Source organism: Olleya sp. KKT75 (assembly GCF_055635485.1).
In genome coordinates, this window is the sequence record NZ_CM145759.1 from 2,771,146 (window position 1) to 2,790,189 (window position 19,044).

The following is a 19,044-nucleotide window of genomic DNA, read 5'->3' on the forward strand; positions in this document are numbered from 1 at the left end:
TTTATTTAAAATTGGTTTTGTGTGCAAACAAACTAAGTTTAATTAAAGTTTAAAGACATGAAATTTCACATCAACCCATTAGCGTCAGATATTATAATTAGTATTTATATTATCGCTACGCTTTATCTTAGGTTTAAATTTGAAAGTCAAACCTATACAAGTCCAATGCTCTCAATTGTTTTGGGACTCTGTTTTGTGCTTATAATCTATGCACTTGTCAAATTAAAAGTACTTAATCCCAATTGGTTCGGCTTATTTAATTCTAAAAAAGCCTAGCTATGTATTATCAAGAATTTTATAGAAAAAGTATAGACCAATCAACGCAATTTTGGCAAGAACAAGCTATGCAATTGGAGTGGTTTAAAGTGCCAAAAACCATATTGTCTAAGGATAAATATGACTATGATCAATGGTTTGAAGATGGGCAACTTAACTTAAGTTATCTGTGTATTGATAAACATATCAAGGAGGGTTTTGGCGATCAGAATGCTATTATTTACGACTCTCCTGTAACTAATGTAAAGCAACATATTACTTTTAATCAATTACATCACGAAGTGTCAAAACTTGCAGGTGGATTGCAAAGTTTAGGATTGCAAAAAGGGGATACATGTATTATTTACATGCCAATGATTCCGCAAGCGTTATATGCTATGTTAGCTTGTGCTAGAATAGGCGTAATACATTCGGTAGTATTTGGTGGTTTTGCACCACATGAGTTGGCTATCAGGATAGACGATTGTAAACCAAAAGCAATTATAACAGCATCCAACGGAGTAGAGATTCAGAAAATAATACCTTATAAACCATTTGTTGATCAAGCCATCACTAAAGCTAAAAACAAACCAGAACACGTTATCGTTTTTGATAGAGCCTTAGGTGTTGAGATTCCGAAGAAAAGCTACGATATAGATTATACAACTTTAGTAGAGGCATCACCCTCCATTGCTGCTGTTGCTATAGAGTCTACACACCCGTCATATATTTTATACACATCAGGAACAACAGGCACACCAAAAGGTATTATAAGAGATACAGGTGGTTATGCAACCGCTTTAAAATTCGCTATGAAATACATTTATGGCGTAAACGAAGGCGAAACATTTTGGGCTGCAAGTGACGTTGGATGGGTTGTAGGACATAGTTTTATTGCTTACGGACCATTATTAAATCGAAACACAACCATTCTGTTTGAAGGAAAACCCATCAAAACTCCAGATGCGTCTACATTTTGGCGTGTCATTAGCGAGCATAATGTAAAAGCAATGTTTACAGCGCCTACTGCTATTAGAGCAATACGAAAAGAAGACCCAAATGGGCATATGTTAAAGCGTTTTGATTTGTCGTGCTTAAAATATCAGTTTTTGGCAGGAGAACGTTGTGATGTGGCTACTTTAAAATGGGCTGAAGAAAAATTGAATGTACCAGTAATTGACCATTGGTGGCAAACAGAAAGTGGTTGGCCAATGATTTCTAATATGGTCGGTGTAGGACTACAGGAGATAAAACCAGGATCAGCAAGTTTGCCTGTAAGTGGTTATGATATCCAGATTTTAAATGAAGAAGGAGAAGAGGTACAGTCTAGCGTAGAAGGTTACGTTACCGTAAAATTACCTTTACCACCAGGTACATTAAGTAATCTTTGGGGGAATCCAGAGCGTTTTAAATCTGGGTACTTAGAGCGTTTTCCTGGCTATTATTTTTCAGGAGATGGTGGTTATAAAGACGAAGATGGTTATGTATTTATAACCGGTCGTGTAGATGATGTTATTAATGTGGCAGGGCACCGATTATCGACTGCCGAAATGGAAGAAATTGTGTCCTCACATAAATCGGTAGCAGAATGTGCTGTATTTGGTGTCCATTGCGAGCTTAAGGGGCAAAAACCATTAGGGCTAGTGGTTTTAAAAACAGAAATAGCTTTAGATAACGATGCGATTCAAAACCAAATAATACAAGCCGTTCGTCAAGAAATTGGTGCAGTCGCTTCTTTTAGAGAGGTGTTAGTTGTAAACCGATTGCCAAAGACACGAAGTGGAAAAATTCTTCGTAAATTGTTGCGTAATATCGCAGACGAACAACAGTATAATATACCATCAACCATTGATGATGTTACAATTATAGACGAAATAAAAATAGTATATAAAACCCATAGTATTGGGATTCATAAATAAGCTATCGATACAATGCTCTTAAAATGGCATCACTCTATCTTATGTGACCAAAAGATAACGTCACATCGAGTGATTTTTGAAGTATGAAAAAATTGTATCGAGATCTATAAATATAAAAAACTATTTATCACACTGAGCGGAGTCGAAGTGTCTAGAAAAAAAAAAAATTAATAATATAAATATCCCACTAAACACAATCAACGTGTTTAATAAATAAAACTAATTATGAGTAATTATCACATAAAACATTTAGAAGAGTACTACCAAGTTTATCGTAAATCCGTCAGAAACCCAGAAAGCTTTTGGGAAGAAATCGCAGAAGAGCATTTTATGTGGCGTAAAAAATGGGACAACGTTTTAAGTTGGGATTTTTCTAAACCTGAAGTCAAATGGTTTGAAGGCGCTAAATTAAACATTACAGAAAACTGTTTGGATAGGCATTTATATACAAGAGGAGATAAAACAGCAATTATTTTTGAGCCTAACAGTCCAAAAGAAAAAGCGCTTCATATTACATATAGAGAATTACATGAGCGTGTTTGTAGATTCGCCAATGTACTTAAAGAAAATGGAGTAGGTAAAGGCGATCGTGTTTGTATTTACTTACCAATGATTCCAGAATTAGCAGTCTCTGTTTTAGCATGTGCTCGTATAGGTGCAATACACTCTGTAGTTTTTGCAGGATTTTCTTCAACAGCATTAGCAACCAGAATTAATGATAGTGATTGTAAAATGGTAATCACATCAGATGGGTCTTATCGTGGCGCAAAAACAATCGACTTAAAAGGGATTGTAGACGAAGCTTTAGAGGACTGTCCAGATGTAAATACTGTATTGGTAGCAAAACGTATCAATTCAGATATAAACATGCAAGAAGGTCGTGACCAATGGTTACAACCACTATTGGACGAAGCCTATCACGATTGTGATCCAGAAATTATGGATGCAGAAGATCCATTATTCATTTTATATACCTCAGGATCTACCGGAAAACCAAAAGGAATGGTACATACCACAGCAGGATATATGGTATATACGGCGTATACGTTTAAAAATGTATTTCAATACAGAGAGGAAGATGTGTATTGGTGTACGGCAGATATAGGTTGGATTACAGGACACAGTTATATTGTTTATGGACCATTATGTAATGGAGCAACAACCGTTATGTTTGAAGGCGTACCAAGTTATCCTGATTTTGGACGTTTCTGGGAGATTGTAGAAAAACATAAAGTAAGCCAGTTTTATACAGCGCCAACCGCTATTAGAGCACTCGCAAAAGAAGGAGTAGAGCATCTAGAAAAACACGATTTATCGTCTCTAAAAGTCTTAGGTACCGTCGGAGAACCTATAAACGAGGAAGCTTGGCATTGGTACGATGATAATGTTGGTAAGAAAAAAGCACCAATTGTAGATACTTGGTGGCAAACCGAAACTGGAGGTATCATGATTACACCAATTGCATTTGCTACTCCAACCAAACCAACCTACGCAACCTTGCCTTTTATCGGGATTCAACCAGCATTAATGGATGAGCATGGACAAGAAATTAAAGGGAATCAAGTGGATGGGCGTTTATGTATAAAATTCCCTTGGCCAAGTATAGCTAGAACCATTTGGGGGAATCACCAACGCTATAAAGACACGTATTTCTCCGCTTATGATAATATGTATTTTACAGGAGATGGAGCATTACGTGATGAGGTTGGGTATTATCGTATTACAGGTCGTGTAGATGATGTGATTATCGTATCGGGACATAATTTAGGAACTGCACCAATCGAAGATGCTATTAACGAGCATCCAGCGGTATCCGAAAGTGCAATTGTAGGCTTCCCGCACGATATTAAAGGAAACGCATTGTATGGTTACGTAACGCTTAAAGAAACAGGAGAAAGTAGAGATCATGTCAACCTGCGTAAAGAAATAAATCAAATTATTACAGAGCAAATAGGACCTATCGCTAAGTTAGATAAAATTCAGTTTACAGACGGATTACCTAAAACACGAAGCGGAAAAATTATGCGACGTATTTTACGTAAAATTGCTAGTAATGAAACCGAAAATTTAGGTGATACAAGTACATTGCTTAATCCAGAATGTGTGCAAGATATTATGGATAATGTATTGTAATGTCCTTGCCAGAAGGTATGACGATGCAATCTTGAATAAAACTATTATTTGGGCATTACACTTTTCCGCTTAAGCTACAAAGTGTCGGGCTATCCGTTATATCTTTTGCTAAAAGGCAAAAGGATGCCACTACTATCCCTAATGCAAAAATCGCAACCTCAAAAAGGTTGCGTTTTTTATTATAATTTAAAAAAGAGTTTAGAGTTAAGTAAGCCCACAACAGTAAGTATTCCTTCCTTTTTTTAGGGAAGGTGGATTCATGCTTTTTAAAAAGCATGGATTCGGAAGGGTTAAACATAAGAGTAATCAAACACAAGTCAATCAAAATCAATAAAATATATTTTCATAACTTTAATTATTCAATAGATGTAAAAATGAAACCCATACATAATCGTAAATACTTAGAAGATAAAAGAAAAGCACTCCGTAAAGATTTGACGTCTGCTGAGGCAACACTATGGAATCATTTAAAACAAAAACAGTTAGAAGGACGCAAATTTAGAAGGCAACATAGTATATTAAATTATATCGTTGATTTTTATTGTCCAAAAGAAAAGTTGATCATTGAGTTGGATGGTGGCTATCATTTGCGTTCTGAACAACAATTAAAAGATTACGAACGTGATGAGGTTTTAAATAATTTAGGTTTTACTATTTTCAGAATTGAGAACAAATTTATTTTTGAGGATTTGGATTATGTACTTAATGGTATAAAAGCTTGTTTTAAATAGTAGTAAGAAATAACCACCTCTTTCTTTAAAATTCTTTTAAGGCAATTTTAAATTCATTCTCCTCCTTAAAAAAAGGAGGAGACTTTTACTCTGCTGTTCTTGCTTTTCTTTTTGTTTTTTGATCTTTTACAAAAGAGTAATCAAATCCCCGCAAGCCACAACAGTAAGTATTCCTTCCCTTTTTTTCAGGGAAGGTGGATTCATGCTTTCTAAAAAGTATGGATTCGGAAGGGTTTTACTTGTATTAGTTACCTAAAAACTCAGAAGTAATGTGTTTAATTAGGATATCGATCATATATAATCAAACTACGATGGTATTTAAGTCAATTTTAATATAACTCTTAAATTATATAGCGATATTTGCAGGGACAAGCAAATATGATAAACATTAGAGAGTATATAGAAAAAACAGTAGCTGTTTCTGATGCAGATTGGCAATTGTTTTCTTCTAAATTAAAAGTCAGAACCTTTAAAAAGAAAACTACAATTCTTGGGGTGGGAGAGACTGAAGACTATATTTCGTTTATCGAGGAAGGTATCGCGCGCTTTTTAATTCCGAAGGAAGATGAAGAGAAAGATTTAACCTTTGGATTTTGTTTTAAAAATGAATTTGTAAGTGCTTATGATTCTTTTTTAACAAGAAAACCATCACTTTACAAGTTGCAAGCGTTATCGGATATTACAATGTGGAGTATTTCTCATAAAGATTTACAAGAAGTATATGAGAAAAGTTTTGCAGGTAATGTGATTGGACGTTTATCCTCTGAGCGCTTATTTTTGATCAAATCAAAACGTGAGCAATCGCTGTTAAACGAATCAGCAGAAGAGCGTTATCTTAATTTGTTTACAGAACGTCCTAACTTAATAAAAGAGATTCCGTTAAAGTATGTAGCATCTTACATTGGGGTTACACCACAAGCGTTAAGCAGAATTAGGAAACGTATTTCTTAACTTAGGTTCATTTTTATTCAGGCTATTATTATAGACCTTTGCAAAATTAAAGCAAGGACTATGACTATTATTATATTTATTATCATTTTATGGTATACAGGTTTGTTCTTTCAAACCTTCTTTTTACACAGATACGCAGCACACCAAACGTTTACAATGTCTAAATTTACAGAGCGCGTTTGCTTTGTGCTAACATGGGTATTTCAGGGATCTAATTATTTAAGCGCTTATGGATATGGAGTAATGCACAGGATGCACCATGCCTATGCGGATACAGAGAAAGACCCACACTCGCCTAAATACGATAGTAACTTATTTACTATGATGTGGCGTACTAAAAATATTTATCAGGATATTAATAAAAAACGTATTGCAGTAGCAGATAAGTTTACTAAAAACGTACCACAATGGAAAGCGTTTGACAAAATAGCAAGCTCTAGAATTTCAAGATTATCTTGGGCTACAGCTTATATTGTGTTTTTTATTGTTTTTACAACTGCTTGGTGGCAATGGTTATTTTTACCTGTAGCCTTTTTTATGGCTCCAATCCATGGTGTTATTATTAACTGGTTTGCTCATATTTACGGATACCGTAACTTTAAAGTTAGCGATACTTCAAAAAACTTATTACCAATAGATATTTTAATGATGGGCGAAGGCTATCATAACAACCACCACTCGTATAGTGGACGTGCTAATTTTGGTGTACGTTGGTTTGAAATTGATTTTACTTATTTAATAATGGTCGTTTTAGATAAACTACATGTTATTAAAATCAAGAAAACAGTAAACGCCTAGTATCTTGACATTAAATGATTTAAAATAAACACTATATTTTTTGTCAAACAGTTTAAACTAACTAAAAATTAGTTGCTATTTTAGAGGAATGAAATTTATAAAATATTCATTCCTCTTTTTTGTGTTCTTATTTGTTGTAAACAAAGGGTTTGCACAACAAAAAACAGATAGCATAGCTTATTATGTGACTAAAATAAGTCAAGTAAATACTAGTAATGACTTAGAAAAAGCTTACCAGTTTTTTCAAAATAATAAATTGAATGCTTTAAAAAACAAGCACAAAGTACAAGTCGTTTATAATCTTTTTCAATTATCTAAAATAGACTATAAATTTGGGTTTTATAATACAAGCGAAGCAAATGCAGTAGAGGCATTATCTATTTTAGATCAGATAAAAAAAACAACATATAATAACGCACTTAGGCGATCGCTTTACAATCATTTAGGAAAAGTTTACAAAGAAAAAAACATGTATACTTTGGCTTATGATAAGTACAATCAAGCTTTAGCATTGACTACAAGTGCATTGGATAGTTTAATTGTCTACAATAATATCTCTAATATATTAAAAGATAAAACAGATTTTGTAGCTGCAGAACAGTTGTTATCTAATACAGTAAATATGTTTAATCGTGTTGAAAGTCCTATTGAAAAAGCTAGACTACTAGATAATTTAGGTTTAGTTCAGCTTAAGCTGAATAAAGAGAGTGCTTTTAGTACATTAAGTCAAGCCTTAGCACTTAGAGAGGCTTCTAAAAGTACGTTAAGCTTATACCCAAGTTATAAAAGTTTTTCTAAATATTATTTAGCACATAAAGATACTGCACAAGCTAAGATTTTCGCGCTTAAAGCATATAATGTGGCAAATCAGGTTAATAGTTTGTCTTATAAGTTAGATGCAATAAAACTAAGATTACAATTAGGGGATTATGAGTTGTCTAACCAGTATTTTAAATGGAATGATAGTTTGGAGTTAGTTAAGCAGCATAACCAAAACAAGTTTGCATTGTTAAAGTACAATGTTGGTCAAAGCGAGTTAAAGTCGCAAGTAGAAAAGACCAAAAAGCAGCAGTTTCAATTTATAGCACTGTTAATATTAGTTGTTGCTATTTCTCTCTTTTTTATATTACAATCAAAGCATAAAAAAGAAAAGCTACAAGAAGTGTATGCTACTGAAACTCGGATTTCCAAAAAAGTCCATGATGAGGTTGCTAATGATGTGTATCAAGTAATGACAAAACTACAAGGTCAAACTATAGAAAAAGAAGTCGTTTTAGACGATTTAGAGCATATTTATATAAAAACTAGAGATATTTCTAGAGAAAATAGCACAATTGATGTAAACCAAGATTTTGAAGATTTACTGATAGATTTATTACAAAGCTATAAGAGTGAATCTGTTAATATCATCACCAAAGACATCTCTAAAATAGATTGGAAAACAGTTTCTGAAATCAAAAAAACAATTATTTATAGGGTGTTACAAGAATTGATGACTAATATGAAGAAGCACAGTCAAGCATCCATTGTCGTTTTGGTGTTCAATAAAAAAAATAAAAAAATAGAAGTAAATTATAAGGATAATGGCGTTGGAAGCGCAGAAAAAAAACAAAATGGTTTGCAAAATGCGGAAAACCGTATTCAAAGCATAAATGGAACAATTACATTTGACTCAGATATTAACCAAGGCTTTAAAGCCTTTTTTATTGTGTAGCGTATGTTTGAAAAAGTATTGATTTCTGATGATTTAGGAAGTATTAATCAAGGTGTAGTAACGGTATTAGATAGTTTAGCAATTAAAAACGTGCATCAAGTCCAGTATTGTGACGATGCGTATCTTAAAATTAAGAAGGCTAGCATGGATCAGGAGCCTTTTGATTTACTAATTACAGATTTATCCTTTGTCTCAGATCATAGGGATCAAATATATAGTTCTGGTGAAGCATTAGTAAAAGCGCTAAAGCAAGAATATCCAGAGTTAAAAATTATAGTATATTCTGTAGAAGACCGCTTGCAACGCGTCAGAACGTTAATAAATAACTACAATGCTAATGCTTATGTTTGTAAAGGTAGACGTGGATTGATCGAGCTAGGTAAAGCTATTACGTCTGTATATGACAATCATAGCTATTTATCTCCTCAGGTGGAGCGTGCGTTAAGTCCAAAATCTAATTTAGAAATAGACGATTACGATGTAGAACTGATACGTCTGCTATCTCTAGGATTATCTCAAGAACAGATAGGCACTCATTTAAAATCTAAAAACATATCTCCAAACAGTTTAAGTTCTATAGAAAAGCGTTTAAATAAACTTAGAATACAGTTTAAGGCAAATAATGCTATTCATTTAGTGGCTATTGTCAAGGATTTAGGACTAATTTAAAAATAAAAACACCTGTTTACGGGAAACCGTAAAATACAAACTAAGAGAATGCTTAAAATTGCATGTTATTAGTTAGTAATTTTTTTAAAAGGGAAAATTAGAGGCCGACAGTAATGTTTGCCTCTTTTTTTATGGTTTGCGGTTTTCCGTAAAGAATACCGTTTTAATCGTTTTATTTTTGAGCAGACTTTGATTAAAATCTTGATAGGAATCCTTTTAGTACTACTCTAAACTATAGATAACGTACTAATAAAAGGATTGAGTTAATAGAGATAAAATAGCTATTAATCAATGTTGTTCACTTATTTTAAAGCCTTACGTAATAACCAGTAAGGCTTTTTTTTAGGACTATAATTTAAAAAACGAACCGCTTTATGTGGTGTTTCTCTGTCTTTCTAATTTTATGATTAATCTAATAAAATGATTATTACCGTGTTTGTATTATCATTTTCACTACATTTAAATCACAATTGTAAAATTAATTTATAAAACATAAAGTCATGGCTAAGTCTCAAGATTCAAAAAAGAATGTAAAAAAAGAAGCAACATTAACACCTAAAGAAAAAAAAGCAGCAAAATTAGCTAAAAAGGCGGCTCGTAAATAATAGCTTAATTATAGAATAACAAAAACCACTCTAATTTAGAGTGGTTTTTTCCTTTAAACACTATATCTTTAGTGTTGTAAAAGGATATCAATTTAAAAAGAATTAAAACGCTTAAAACTATGGATATAAAATTAGCAGTACTTATTGATGGAGACAATATACCATCCGCTTACGTAAAAGAAATGATGGAAGAGATTGCTAAATACGGTAACCCTACTATAAAACGTATTTATGGCGATTGGACCAAGCCAAATCTTAACAAGTGGAAAAGTTTATTGTTAGAAAATGCAATAACGCCAATACAACAGTACGGGTATACCACAGGTAAGAATGCGACGGATTCTGCTATGATTATCGATGCTATGGATATATTGTATTCTCAAAAGGTAGATGGTTTTTGTTTAGTGTCTAGTGATAGCGATTTTACGCGTCTTGCAACGCGTTTACGTGAAGCTGGCATGAAAGTATATGGAATTGGAGAAAAGAAGACACCAAATCCTTTTATAGTGGCTTGTGATAAGTTTATTTACATCGAAATACTTAAAAATCTATCTGAAGATACAACATCTGAAGCAACCACTAAGTCTGCGACACCAAAAAACAACTACGATACCATTACTGCAAAAGAAATTAAATTTATAACCTCAACCATTGATGATGTTGCAGATGATGATGGATGGGCTTTTTTAGGAGATGTTGGAAGTTTGTTACAGAAGAAACAGCCTAATTTTGACTCAAGAAACTATGGCTTTCAAAAATTAACACCGTTAATTAAATCGATTCCTGCAATTGAGATTGAAAGGAGAGAAGCGTCAAAAGGGCGTACAAAATTAATTTACGTTAGAATAAAAGAGGTCAAGTCTAAAGTTAAAAGTCGTAAATAGTATAACTAATAAATGATTATCTAAAACATAATACAACGACTCTTGTCACTATAGAGATAAGCGTCGTGTTAATTTAAAAATCGCGTAATTTTAATTCGCGATTTTTTTTGGTTTTAAGTAAAGCGGACAATTTAAGAAATAAAATAGCGGTTAAATAAGCATCACCAGAAGCTGTATGTCGGTCATGCATAGTAATATTAAACAAATGGCATAATGCGTCTAAGCTATAGTGTTTTTGATTTTTAACGTACTTTGTTTTTTTATAGAGTTGTCCGGTATCAATAACCTTGTTTTTTAACTTAGGTAACGCCATCTGTTTTAAAGCTTGATTTATCATAGCGACATCAAAAGCAGCATGATGTGCTACTAAAACGGCATTTTTTATGTAATCTAAAAACTGAATGATAGCGTCGTGTTGAGTTGTTTTTACGATTGTTCCGTTTTTTAAAATCCCATGTATTTTTACAGTGTCTGCGTTAAATTGAGTTTGGATTATGTAACGTTCAAAACTATCAGCAACGTCAATAGCACCGTTTGTAATGGCAACGCAACCAATGGATAGTATTTTATCTGTTTTTGGCTGTAAACCCGTAGTTTCTGTGTCAAAAACAACAAATCTAGTGGTGTCTAAGCTGTTGTTTAGATGTGTAAAAGTTTCCGCGTAAGCGTTATAAAAATCAGGATATATATGACGCTTAAACCAACCCATTATAAGATTTGAGACAGTTTAAAACGCACGTTTAATAGCTCTTGAATATCTTTGATAGGTTTAAAACAGCCTTTTAGTTTTAATTTATTGGATTTACTTAGATTTTTGACATCTATGTAACGTCCAGAATCACCATGTTTTAGGCCTTGTTTTGTTCTAAAACGTAATAATATTCTGAAAGCATAAATACAAGACTCATACAACTCTTTATTTTGTGGTTCTAGTTCAATTAACTTTTGGTAGCGGGCAATAGTACTATTAAAATCTTTGACATTATGTGATAAAATAATAACTCGGGCGGCGTCTACTAATGGCATTATTGCTCGAGATTTGATATCAAATTGATCTTTATGTTCTCCTGTATCTTCCACCAAAAAACTTCTAAAAAAGCTTAAAGGTGGTGGGTTTTTTAAGGCATTGCGACCCATAAAATTTAAGAAAATAGTATAGTTATCAATTGCCTGAAAGATGCTGTCCGACATTTGACTAACCAAACTTGGTTTTCCGTAAACAATATTGTAGTCAAAAAAGATGTTGCAAAGCATCATTTTGTCTTCGTTAGGATGCGTAATCCAATTGGTGAATTGTGATTGCCAGTCCGATACAGATAAGCACCATTTGGGATTGCTAGCCATCATATTTGCAGGACATAATTCAAAACCGACTATCGCTAATTTATCATTTACTGCTTTTGCTAATTTTAAAAAATAGGCTTTGGTTTTGGTTTCTTCAATACCATCTTCGTACACCAAAGCATTGTCTTGATCTGTGTATAATAATTGTTCTTTTCTACCTTGACTTCCAATAGCTAGCCAAGCAAAACCTACCGGTGGTTGTTTATCTAATTCTGCAATTGACAAATCAATAATACGTTTGGTTATGGCGTCGTTTATTGCTGATATTATCTTGGAAACAAAGCTTATAGGGATGTTTTGTTTAAGATACCCTTTAAGTAGTTCTTGAGCTTTTTCTCTGATAAATTTTAATGATTTTGCAGTGGTTGCACGTTTGATTTCTTTAATTAAAACCGATGGGTTGTTACCATGTATTACTATAATATCGTGCTCTGATAAGATGCCAATTAATTCAGAATGTATTGTACCATCTCTAGTGATGCATAAATGCGAAATATCATTTTTTAGCATCGCAATTTGTGCTTCTGCGACAGATATGTTTTCTGGAAAAGTAATTACGGGTGAAGACATGATGGCTTCAACGTCTTCCGTAATTGAATGTAATCCAGTGGCTATTTTATTGCGTAAATCTTTATCTGTAATTATACCAATTGGTAATTTGTCTTCTGTAATAATTATGGAGCCGACTTTATTCTGACTCATAATTAAAGAGGCTTCTTTTATGCTAATTTGTGTATTACAAATTATTGGGTTTTTAGAATATTTGGCAGATTGTACTTCTGTAAAAGCAGACGTTTCGGGTTTTAAAATGGCTTCGTTAGCAAATAGTGTCCCTTTGTCTTCATTACTGTAAGGGTTACGCGTATTGGTTGCAAAACTGGCTATTAAAAACTGATTTGCTTTGGGATTATTAATAATTATGTCTTCTAATAATTTTGAAGAAATACTATACAATATACTTTCTTCAATAGTTTTAGCGTCTAATAAGTAGTGGTCTTTACGGATTACTGCGCGTAAACCAAAAATATCACCTTCGTCACATTCGTCCACCAATTTTGTGCCTCTAAATACTCCAACAGCACCATCCTTTACAACGTAAAAGGAATCATGTAATTCTTCATTTTGTCTAAAAACAAAACTATCCTTTTCTAGGTATAACACTTTGACTTGAGACGCAATAGCAAACAATTGATCATGAGTTAAGGCGTCAAAAGGAGGGAAGTTTTTAAGGAAATCTAAAATACGTTCAGCAATGGTGTTCTTCATCTTACTAATTTATGCAAAATTAATATGAAAAATGCTGAGTATTATCATGAATTTTTTAAAGTCTGTGATTGACTTTTTATTTTCTTAAAAAGGAAGGCTATTTAGTATAATTTTATAGCTATTATTTTGAAGTAACCTAAAGTAATAGGCTACTTCAAATAAAGATAACAGGCTTTTATATTGGTTGTTTTAATGTGTTAATTTTCAGGAACATCCGTTAAAGTTTCTAGGTAAGCTATAATGGCTTGTTGCTCCGTTTCTGTCAGGTTTAAATTATCAAATGGAAGGGTTTGGTGTTCTAAATCAAATCCTAATCCACCACCGCCACCAAGGTTGTAAAAATTAAGAACGTCTTCTAAAGTATTATAAACGCCATTATGCATGTATGGTCCCGTGATAGCTATGTTTCTTACAGTTGGTGTTTTAAACATACCTTTATGTAGGTCTTCTTTATATTTATAATAGAAACCAGAATCGTCATCTAGTTTATTATTTTTTGCTGTTTTTGGTACACCAATAACTTCTTTTTCGGTTTCAGTAAAAAAAGGAGGTACAGTTCCGCTAGTTAGTGGCATAAAATGGCATGTAGCGCATAAAGCCTTTCCCATAAATAGGTTATAACCTAAGGTTTCTTCATCTGTAAAATTATCAAGTTCTCCTCTAATATTTTTATCAAATTTAGAGTCAAAACCGTTTAATGTGGATATGTAAGAAGATAGTGCTTTTATAACATTAGTGTTGTTTTTTGGAACTTGTCCATAGGCTTCTTTAAATAATTTAATGTAGGTAGTGTCTTGCAGAATAGCTTCAGAAAACGTGTGAACATTAGTATTAAACTCTTTGTCATTTAAAAATACAGATGAAATTTGTTCAATCATCGTTTCTGAGCGACCATCCCAAAAAAAGCTTTTTTGAAAGGCGCTGTTTATTAAAGTAGGTGTGTTACGTTGTAACTTGTTACCGTTATTGTCTAAGTTAACAGTCAACGCATCTGCATATCCTAACGCGGGACTATGACAGGTGACACAAGCCATGCTGTTATTAGCAGATAGTTGTGTGTCAAAAAAAAGTTTTTCGCCTAACGCGATTTGTTTGTCACTAGGATTTCTGTTTGTGGTTGTTGTAAAATAGTTTAAGTTGAAACTGTTGCTTTCAAAAAAAGTAGGCGCATCAAAATTAAATGGCTCTGTATTGGTAGGCTTCCAAATATCAGCTGTTTTACGGATAGAAACCCAATGACGTGTAATTGGATTGAGGTAATCACGTGTAAATGTAAACCTATCAAAACTATCAAAATCTTGATTTTGTTTGATGTAATTAATAGCCTTTAAAATTGAATTATTAAACGTGTCATCTAAGGTTTTGTCTTTTTTTAGAATAGTGGATTTAATGGTATTATTATAAACGGTTTGTAGGCTTTTTAATGAAACAGCACTCTCTTTAATACCTAAATGGCTAACAGGTGTATCAAAACCCGACATACCTAAGCTTACAATGCGTAATAATTGTTGGTGTGTAGCTATAAAGAAGCGTTGTGGTGTTAAGGCTCTGTTTTGCATATTTCCTTTTAGGATGGCAAATAAGCCTTGGGTAACATAAATTTCTTGATTAAAATCGATGATGGATGTGTCTTGTTCATAAATGCTTTCTTCTATTTTTTGAAGACCAATTGGTTTTAAAATTTTACCAGTATCTTCTTTATAAACAGGAAGCGCAGGTCCATTAGCTCTGTGTCCAACTTCAGGATTTAAATACGAGGCAAAAGGCTCTGCTTTTTTAAAAGCTTCGCGTGCTAATGTAAAGTAGTGTTTAGTGTTTTTACCCTTTAGACCTTCGGCTTTTAAGCTATCTAAGTATTTGGAAGCAAGGTCTATATTTTCTATATAGTAATTTTGAGCTACCTTCCAATTAATGACGTCTATGGTTTCGGTTTTATCGGTTTTACAAGCAGAAAGGCTTAATAGTAATGTTAGAATAATTAAAAACGAATGGTGTGATTTCATGTTAAGATTGTAATAAACAAAATGAATCTCCATTATAAAACGGAGATTCATTATTAATAATAAAAGACGTTGTCTTATCTAGGTAATCCTTGTAATAAAACGATTTGTCCACCTTGATTGTGTGGTAAGTTATTTGAGATAAACTCGTCACTTTTCCAGTAATGTGGTTGTAGGTTTAAGATAAAGGTATCAGGTACACCAACTTTGTCAGAAATATCAATTAATGCTCCAAACTCTCCTGATAAAGAAGTGCTTCCAGTAGGGGATAAGTTGCTTTCAATTTTTAAATCTAAAACGGCAGTTGGGTTGTTTCCTTCTAAATCTGTTTGGTAGATTCTAGCAGCATGCCCTCTAGAAAAAGAGTTAGGATCTTCCTGGATATAAATATAGTTTTCTGTCACACAAATATTATCTGGGCTTTGTAAGCTAGATAAGTTTCCGTCTTGATTGTTCGTGTCTGTATTACCACTTACCACTTGTGTTAATTGACCTTGTAAAGGGTTATTGGCATCTAAGTTAAGTTTGTAAACTGTACCCCAATCATTGTAAGTTCCTGCTCCAGGACCTCTTCCAGTTACCGCAAAATAGACGTTTCTACCATTGGCATCGCTACCTTTTTGATAATCTACATCTTCTACACGCATAAATTGTGAAGCAAAGACACCAGTGCAAGCTGTTTCCATTTCGTTTTTGGTCATCGATGCACCATTTTCGATTTCTACAAACTCAACATCGTAAGTCATTCCAAAATCTAAGCTTCCTTCGTTATAAACTGTATTCGCAGTGACTGTTTGAACACCATTTGCGCCATCAGAAATTTCTTTTAAACGCAACACATATATTTTACCATTAGTTAAATCTGCATCGCCATTTTCTGACAAGTACATGATGACTTGACCTTCAGACCCACTAGAATCGTCGTCTCCACCAATAATTACCGTTTTACCAGCAAATGAGTTTTGAGGTAATGGTACTGCGTTTTCCCAAGAGAATTCTCCTAAAGCATCTAAACCAAAATCGGCAGTAGGCGTAGGCGTTTCTATCCAAGGATCGATAGCTTTAACATCGTATGCGATACTTTCTGAAGCAGATAAAAAGAAGTCTTGAGACCCACCATGTATTGCAGCTTCCCACATTGTTCCAGAGCACTGTCTTGCAAAATCTGCAACTCCAGCGTTTAATAACCATTCTCCTTTAATGGGTCTCATGTTTTCGTCAAATCTGATTCTAGAGACACTATAATCGTCTTCTGCATTAACAACATAAATATATTCGTTACCATCTTTTAATAAACCCGCACCATCTTGTGCACCAACTAAACGGAATCCATTTGGTAAATAATCTGTTGAGCTAATTAAAGAGTAAGCATTTACGTTACTAAAATTAGAGCTAATATTTACCAACGGATCTAATGCGGATTTGTTAGTAAATAAGCCTTCTGGCGGTGTGTAATCTTGTCCATCTTGACCATCAATTCCGTCTAGACCGTTTGTTCCATCTAATCCATCTTCGCCTTCACAACCTAATAGTCCAAATCCAAGACTTGTTAGGATACATAATTGAAAAAAACGTTGTTTAAATAATTTCATTTTGATTAATATTTTTAGTGGTTAATTTTAAGCAAAACTAAAGTCAAGAGGCTAATTGTATGTTACCTTAAAATGAATGAAATTTTAAGAAAACTTTACGCCAATGTTACTATGTAAACACTATGTTAAGTGTTGTTTTTTAGTATTTAAAATACTGATATTATGAGTATTATGTTGTTTTTAGTGCGATTTTAGTGTTTACATTTTAATTAAGATTAGTTAATGCTTTGGTAACTTTTATACTTTATAAAATCACGGAATTTGCAGAAAAAACAATGGAATTATTTTTAGTCGTATTTGGTGCTTTATTTTCAATAATGAATCCCTTAGGAACTGTCCCAGTATTTGTAGGTTTAACAGAAGAATTGAGCAAAAAAGAACGGTCTGCCACTGCTTTTTGGACAGCAATAGATGTTTTAGTGATTTTAGTACTTTCGTTTTTTGCAGGTCAATATATATTGTCTTTTTTTGGAATTAGTCTAAATGCATTGAAGATAGCAGGAGGGTTGATAATTACCTCGTCTGGATTTGCCTTGTTAACGGGTAAGTTTAGAGAGCACAAGGGGATGAAGCGCAAAAAAGTACAGGAAGATATTCATACGCGTGATGCTATTAGTTTAACGCCCTTAGCTATACCTATGTTAGCAGGACCAGGGACCATCTCTTTATTAATAACTTATAATCAAGAATTTGTACTAACCTCTGAAATATTAATTATCGTAGGTGCAATTCTCTTGGCAACACTTGCGATATATATCATATTAAAAAGCGCTCATTTTATAGTTCGTTTTTTAGGTGCATCCGGTATAAATGCACTGTCCAGAATTATAGGTTTTATAGTAATAGCAATAGGTGTGGAGTATATTATATCTTCGGTTGTAGATATACTAACTTTAATTAAAGGATAGCTTCCTGACGTGCTTTTCGTTTTCTAGTAGATTTGATGTAAGTAAATATCATAAATGATAAGGTTCCAAATATGGTAAAACCAATAAATAATGGTAGCGCTGTATCTTTAACATAACTACCAATAAAGTTAGCAATTGGCACCGCCATTATTGTTGATACAAATCCCGTTATAGCAGCGCCAATTCCTGCAATATGACCAATAGGCTCCATTGCAATGGCTCTTAAATTCCCAAAAATAAAACCAATAGTAAAAAACTGAATAGCCATAAACAATAGTATTACAGTTAATGATGGGTTTGTAGCAGCATTCCAGAATAATAACACATATAATAAAGCATTGACACTAAATACTATAATAGCTAAATAAGATAATCGCCACATTCCTAAACGCATCACAAAGCTTCCGTTTAAAAAGGTTGATAAACCGACGCCACAAGCCAATCCTGCAAAGATGTATGGAAACTCATCTATTAAACCGTATTGGTTTTCAAAAATAACTTGAGATGCACTTAAATAAACAATAAAAGCACCCGAGATAAACCCAGAAATAATAGTAAATCCAATGGTTTCTTTATACTTTATTAACTCTTTTAAACCATCAATAAACTCATGGCTACTAAACTTTATTTTGTATTCAGGTTTAAGGGTTTCTGGTTGTCTTTTCCAAAACCAAATGCTGACTATAAATGCCATAACTAATTGGACATAAAATATACCAGTCCAATTATAATGGTTTAATATAAATTTTCCCATTACGGGCGCAATAACAGGAACTAAAATAAAAAACGTCGTTACAAAAGACATGATTTTGGCCATATAATCACCTTTAAACATATCTCTAATAATAGCAATAGCAATAGTTCTTGGTGCTGCTAAACCTATTCCTTGAAGGATACGACCAGCAACCATCATTTCTAAACTGTGCGAAAGCACACAAACAATACTACCTACTGCAAACACAGCAAAACCAATATATACGATTGGTTTTCGACCAAAACTATCGGATAAAGGTCCAAATAATAATTGCCCAAAACCTAAGCCTAAAAATATCATGGTAATTAGTAACTGATTATTTCCAGTATCAAAACTATTTATAGAGATACCAATTGCTGACATTGCAGGTAAAATGGCATCTATTGCTAAAGCTACAATAGACATTAGCGACGCCATTAATATGATAAATTCTAGTTTTACAGTCTGTTTTTCTTGCATGCAGCAAAAGTAGGATAAAAAAGAATTATCCTTGGTTTAATTAGTGTGAAATAGGTGTTAAA

General features: G+C 33.2%; 14 protein-coding genes. 9 read left to right on the forward strand and 5 right to left on the reverse strand.

Translation table 11 applies throughout. The annotated features are described in order from the left end of the window. The first annotated feature begins 278 nt into the window (after window positions 1-278). From ACZ2G2_RS12420 to ACZ2G2_RS12455, 8 genes are all read left to right on the forward strand, one after another. Complete coding sequence (locus ACZ2G2_RS12420) at window positions 279-2,174, forward strand: acetate--CoA ligase (protein WP_470392434.1); 1,896 nt, start codon at window positions 279-281, stop codon at window positions 2,172-2,174. Window positions 2,175-2,399: 225 nt separating this feature from the next. Beyond that, complete coding sequence (acs, locus tag ACZ2G2_RS12425; protein WP_470392435.1) at window positions 2,400-4,307, forward strand: acetate--CoA ligase; 1,908 nt, start codon at window positions 2,400-2,402, stop codon at window positions 4,305-4,307. Between the two features lie 374 nt (window positions 4,308-4,681). Further along, window positions 4,682-5,038, forward strand: a complete 357-nt coding sequence (locus ACZ2G2_RS12430) for an endonuclease domain-containing protein (protein WP_470392436.1) — start codon at window positions 4,682-4,684, stop codon at window positions 5,036-5,038. A 378-nt stretch (window positions 5,039-5,416) separates the two neighbouring features. Next, window positions 5,417-5,989 carry a Crp/Fnr family transcriptional regulator gene (locus ACZ2G2_RS12435; RefSeq protein ID WP_470392438.1) on the forward strand — a complete coding sequence of 191 codons (573 nt, stop codon included), beginning with the start codon at window positions 5,417-5,419 and terminating at the stop codon, window positions 5,987-5,989. Window positions 5,990-6,049: 60 nt separating this feature from the next. Continuing rightward, window positions 6,050-6,787, forward strand: coding sequence for an acyl-CoA desaturase (locus ACZ2G2_RS12440; protein WP_470392439.1), 738 nt, complete (start codon window positions 6,050-6,052; stop codon window positions 6,785-6,787). A gap of 88 nt (window positions 6,788-6,875) precedes the next feature. Then, window positions 6,876-8,501 carry a tetratricopeptide repeat-containing sensor histidine kinase gene (locus ACZ2G2_RS12445; RefSeq protein ID WP_470392440.1) on the forward strand — a complete coding sequence of 542 codons (1,626 nt, stop codon included), beginning with the start codon at window positions 6,876-6,878 and terminating at the stop codon, window positions 8,499-8,501. 3 nt (window positions 8,502-8,504) lie between these two features. Further along, entirely contained in the window at window positions 8,505-9,170 is a 666-nt protein-coding gene (locus ACZ2G2_RS12450) for a response regulator transcription factor (RefSeq protein ID WP_090838670.1), read from the forward strand. Window positions 9,171-9,894: 724 nt separating this feature from the next. Continuing rightward, on the forward strand, window positions 9,895-10,659 hold the full coding sequence (locus tag ACZ2G2_RS12455) for an NYN domain-containing protein (RefSeq protein ID WP_090838668.1): 765 nt from the start codon (window positions 9,895-9,897) through the stop codon (window positions 10,657-10,659). A gap of 73 nt (window positions 10,660-10,732) precedes the next feature. Here ACZ2G2_RS12455 and ACZ2G2_RS12460 read toward each other — a convergent pair whose 3' ends face one another. From ACZ2G2_RS12460 to ACZ2G2_RS12475, 4 genes are all read right to left on the reverse strand, one after another. Beyond that, window positions 10,733-11,368 carry a 3'-5' exonuclease gene (locus ACZ2G2_RS12460; RefSeq protein WP_470392443.1) on the reverse strand — a complete coding sequence of 212 codons (636 nt, stop codon included), beginning with the start codon at window positions 11,366-11,368 and terminating at the stop codon, window positions 10,733-10,735. Beyond that, window positions 11,368-13,269, reverse strand: coding sequence for a DUF294 nucleotidyltransferase-like domain-containing protein (locus ACZ2G2_RS12465; protein WP_470392444.1), 1,902 nt, complete (start codon window positions 13,267-13,269; stop codon window positions 11,368-11,370). The genes ACZ2G2_RS12460 and ACZ2G2_RS12465 overlap by 1 nt, the downstream gene beginning before the upstream one ends. A 197-nt stretch (window positions 13,270-13,466) precedes the next feature. Continuing rightward, on the reverse strand, window positions 13,467-15,272 hold the full coding sequence (locus tag ACZ2G2_RS12470; RefSeq protein ID WP_470392446.1) for a cytochrome-c peroxidase: 1,806 nt from the start codon (window positions 15,270-15,272) through the stop codon (window positions 13,467-13,469). Window positions 15,273-15,346: 74 nt separating this feature from the next. Then, on the reverse strand, window positions 15,347-16,861 hold the full coding sequence (locus tag ACZ2G2_RS12475) for a hypothetical protein (protein ID WP_470392448.1): 1,515 nt from the start codon (window positions 16,859-16,861) through the stop codon (window positions 15,347-15,349). Between the two features lie 275 nt (window positions 16,862-17,136). On the opposite strand from ACZ2G2_RS12475, the gene ACZ2G2_RS12480 reads away from it, so the two are divergent. After that, entirely contained in the window at window positions 17,137-17,769 is a 633-nt protein-coding gene (locus tag ACZ2G2_RS12480) for a MarC family NAAT transporter (RefSeq protein ID WP_470392449.1), read from the forward strand. Here ACZ2G2_RS12480 and ACZ2G2_RS12485 read toward each other — a convergent pair. Continuing rightward, window positions 17,759-18,982, reverse strand: a complete 1,224-nt coding sequence (locus ACZ2G2_RS12485; RefSeq protein ID WP_470392451.1) for a multidrug effflux MFS transporter — start codon at window positions 18,980-18,982, stop codon at window positions 17,759-17,761. The two genes, ACZ2G2_RS12480 and ACZ2G2_RS12485, sit on opposite strands and share 11 nt — an antisense overlap. Between the last annotated feature and the right edge of the window lie 62 nt (window positions 18,983-19,044).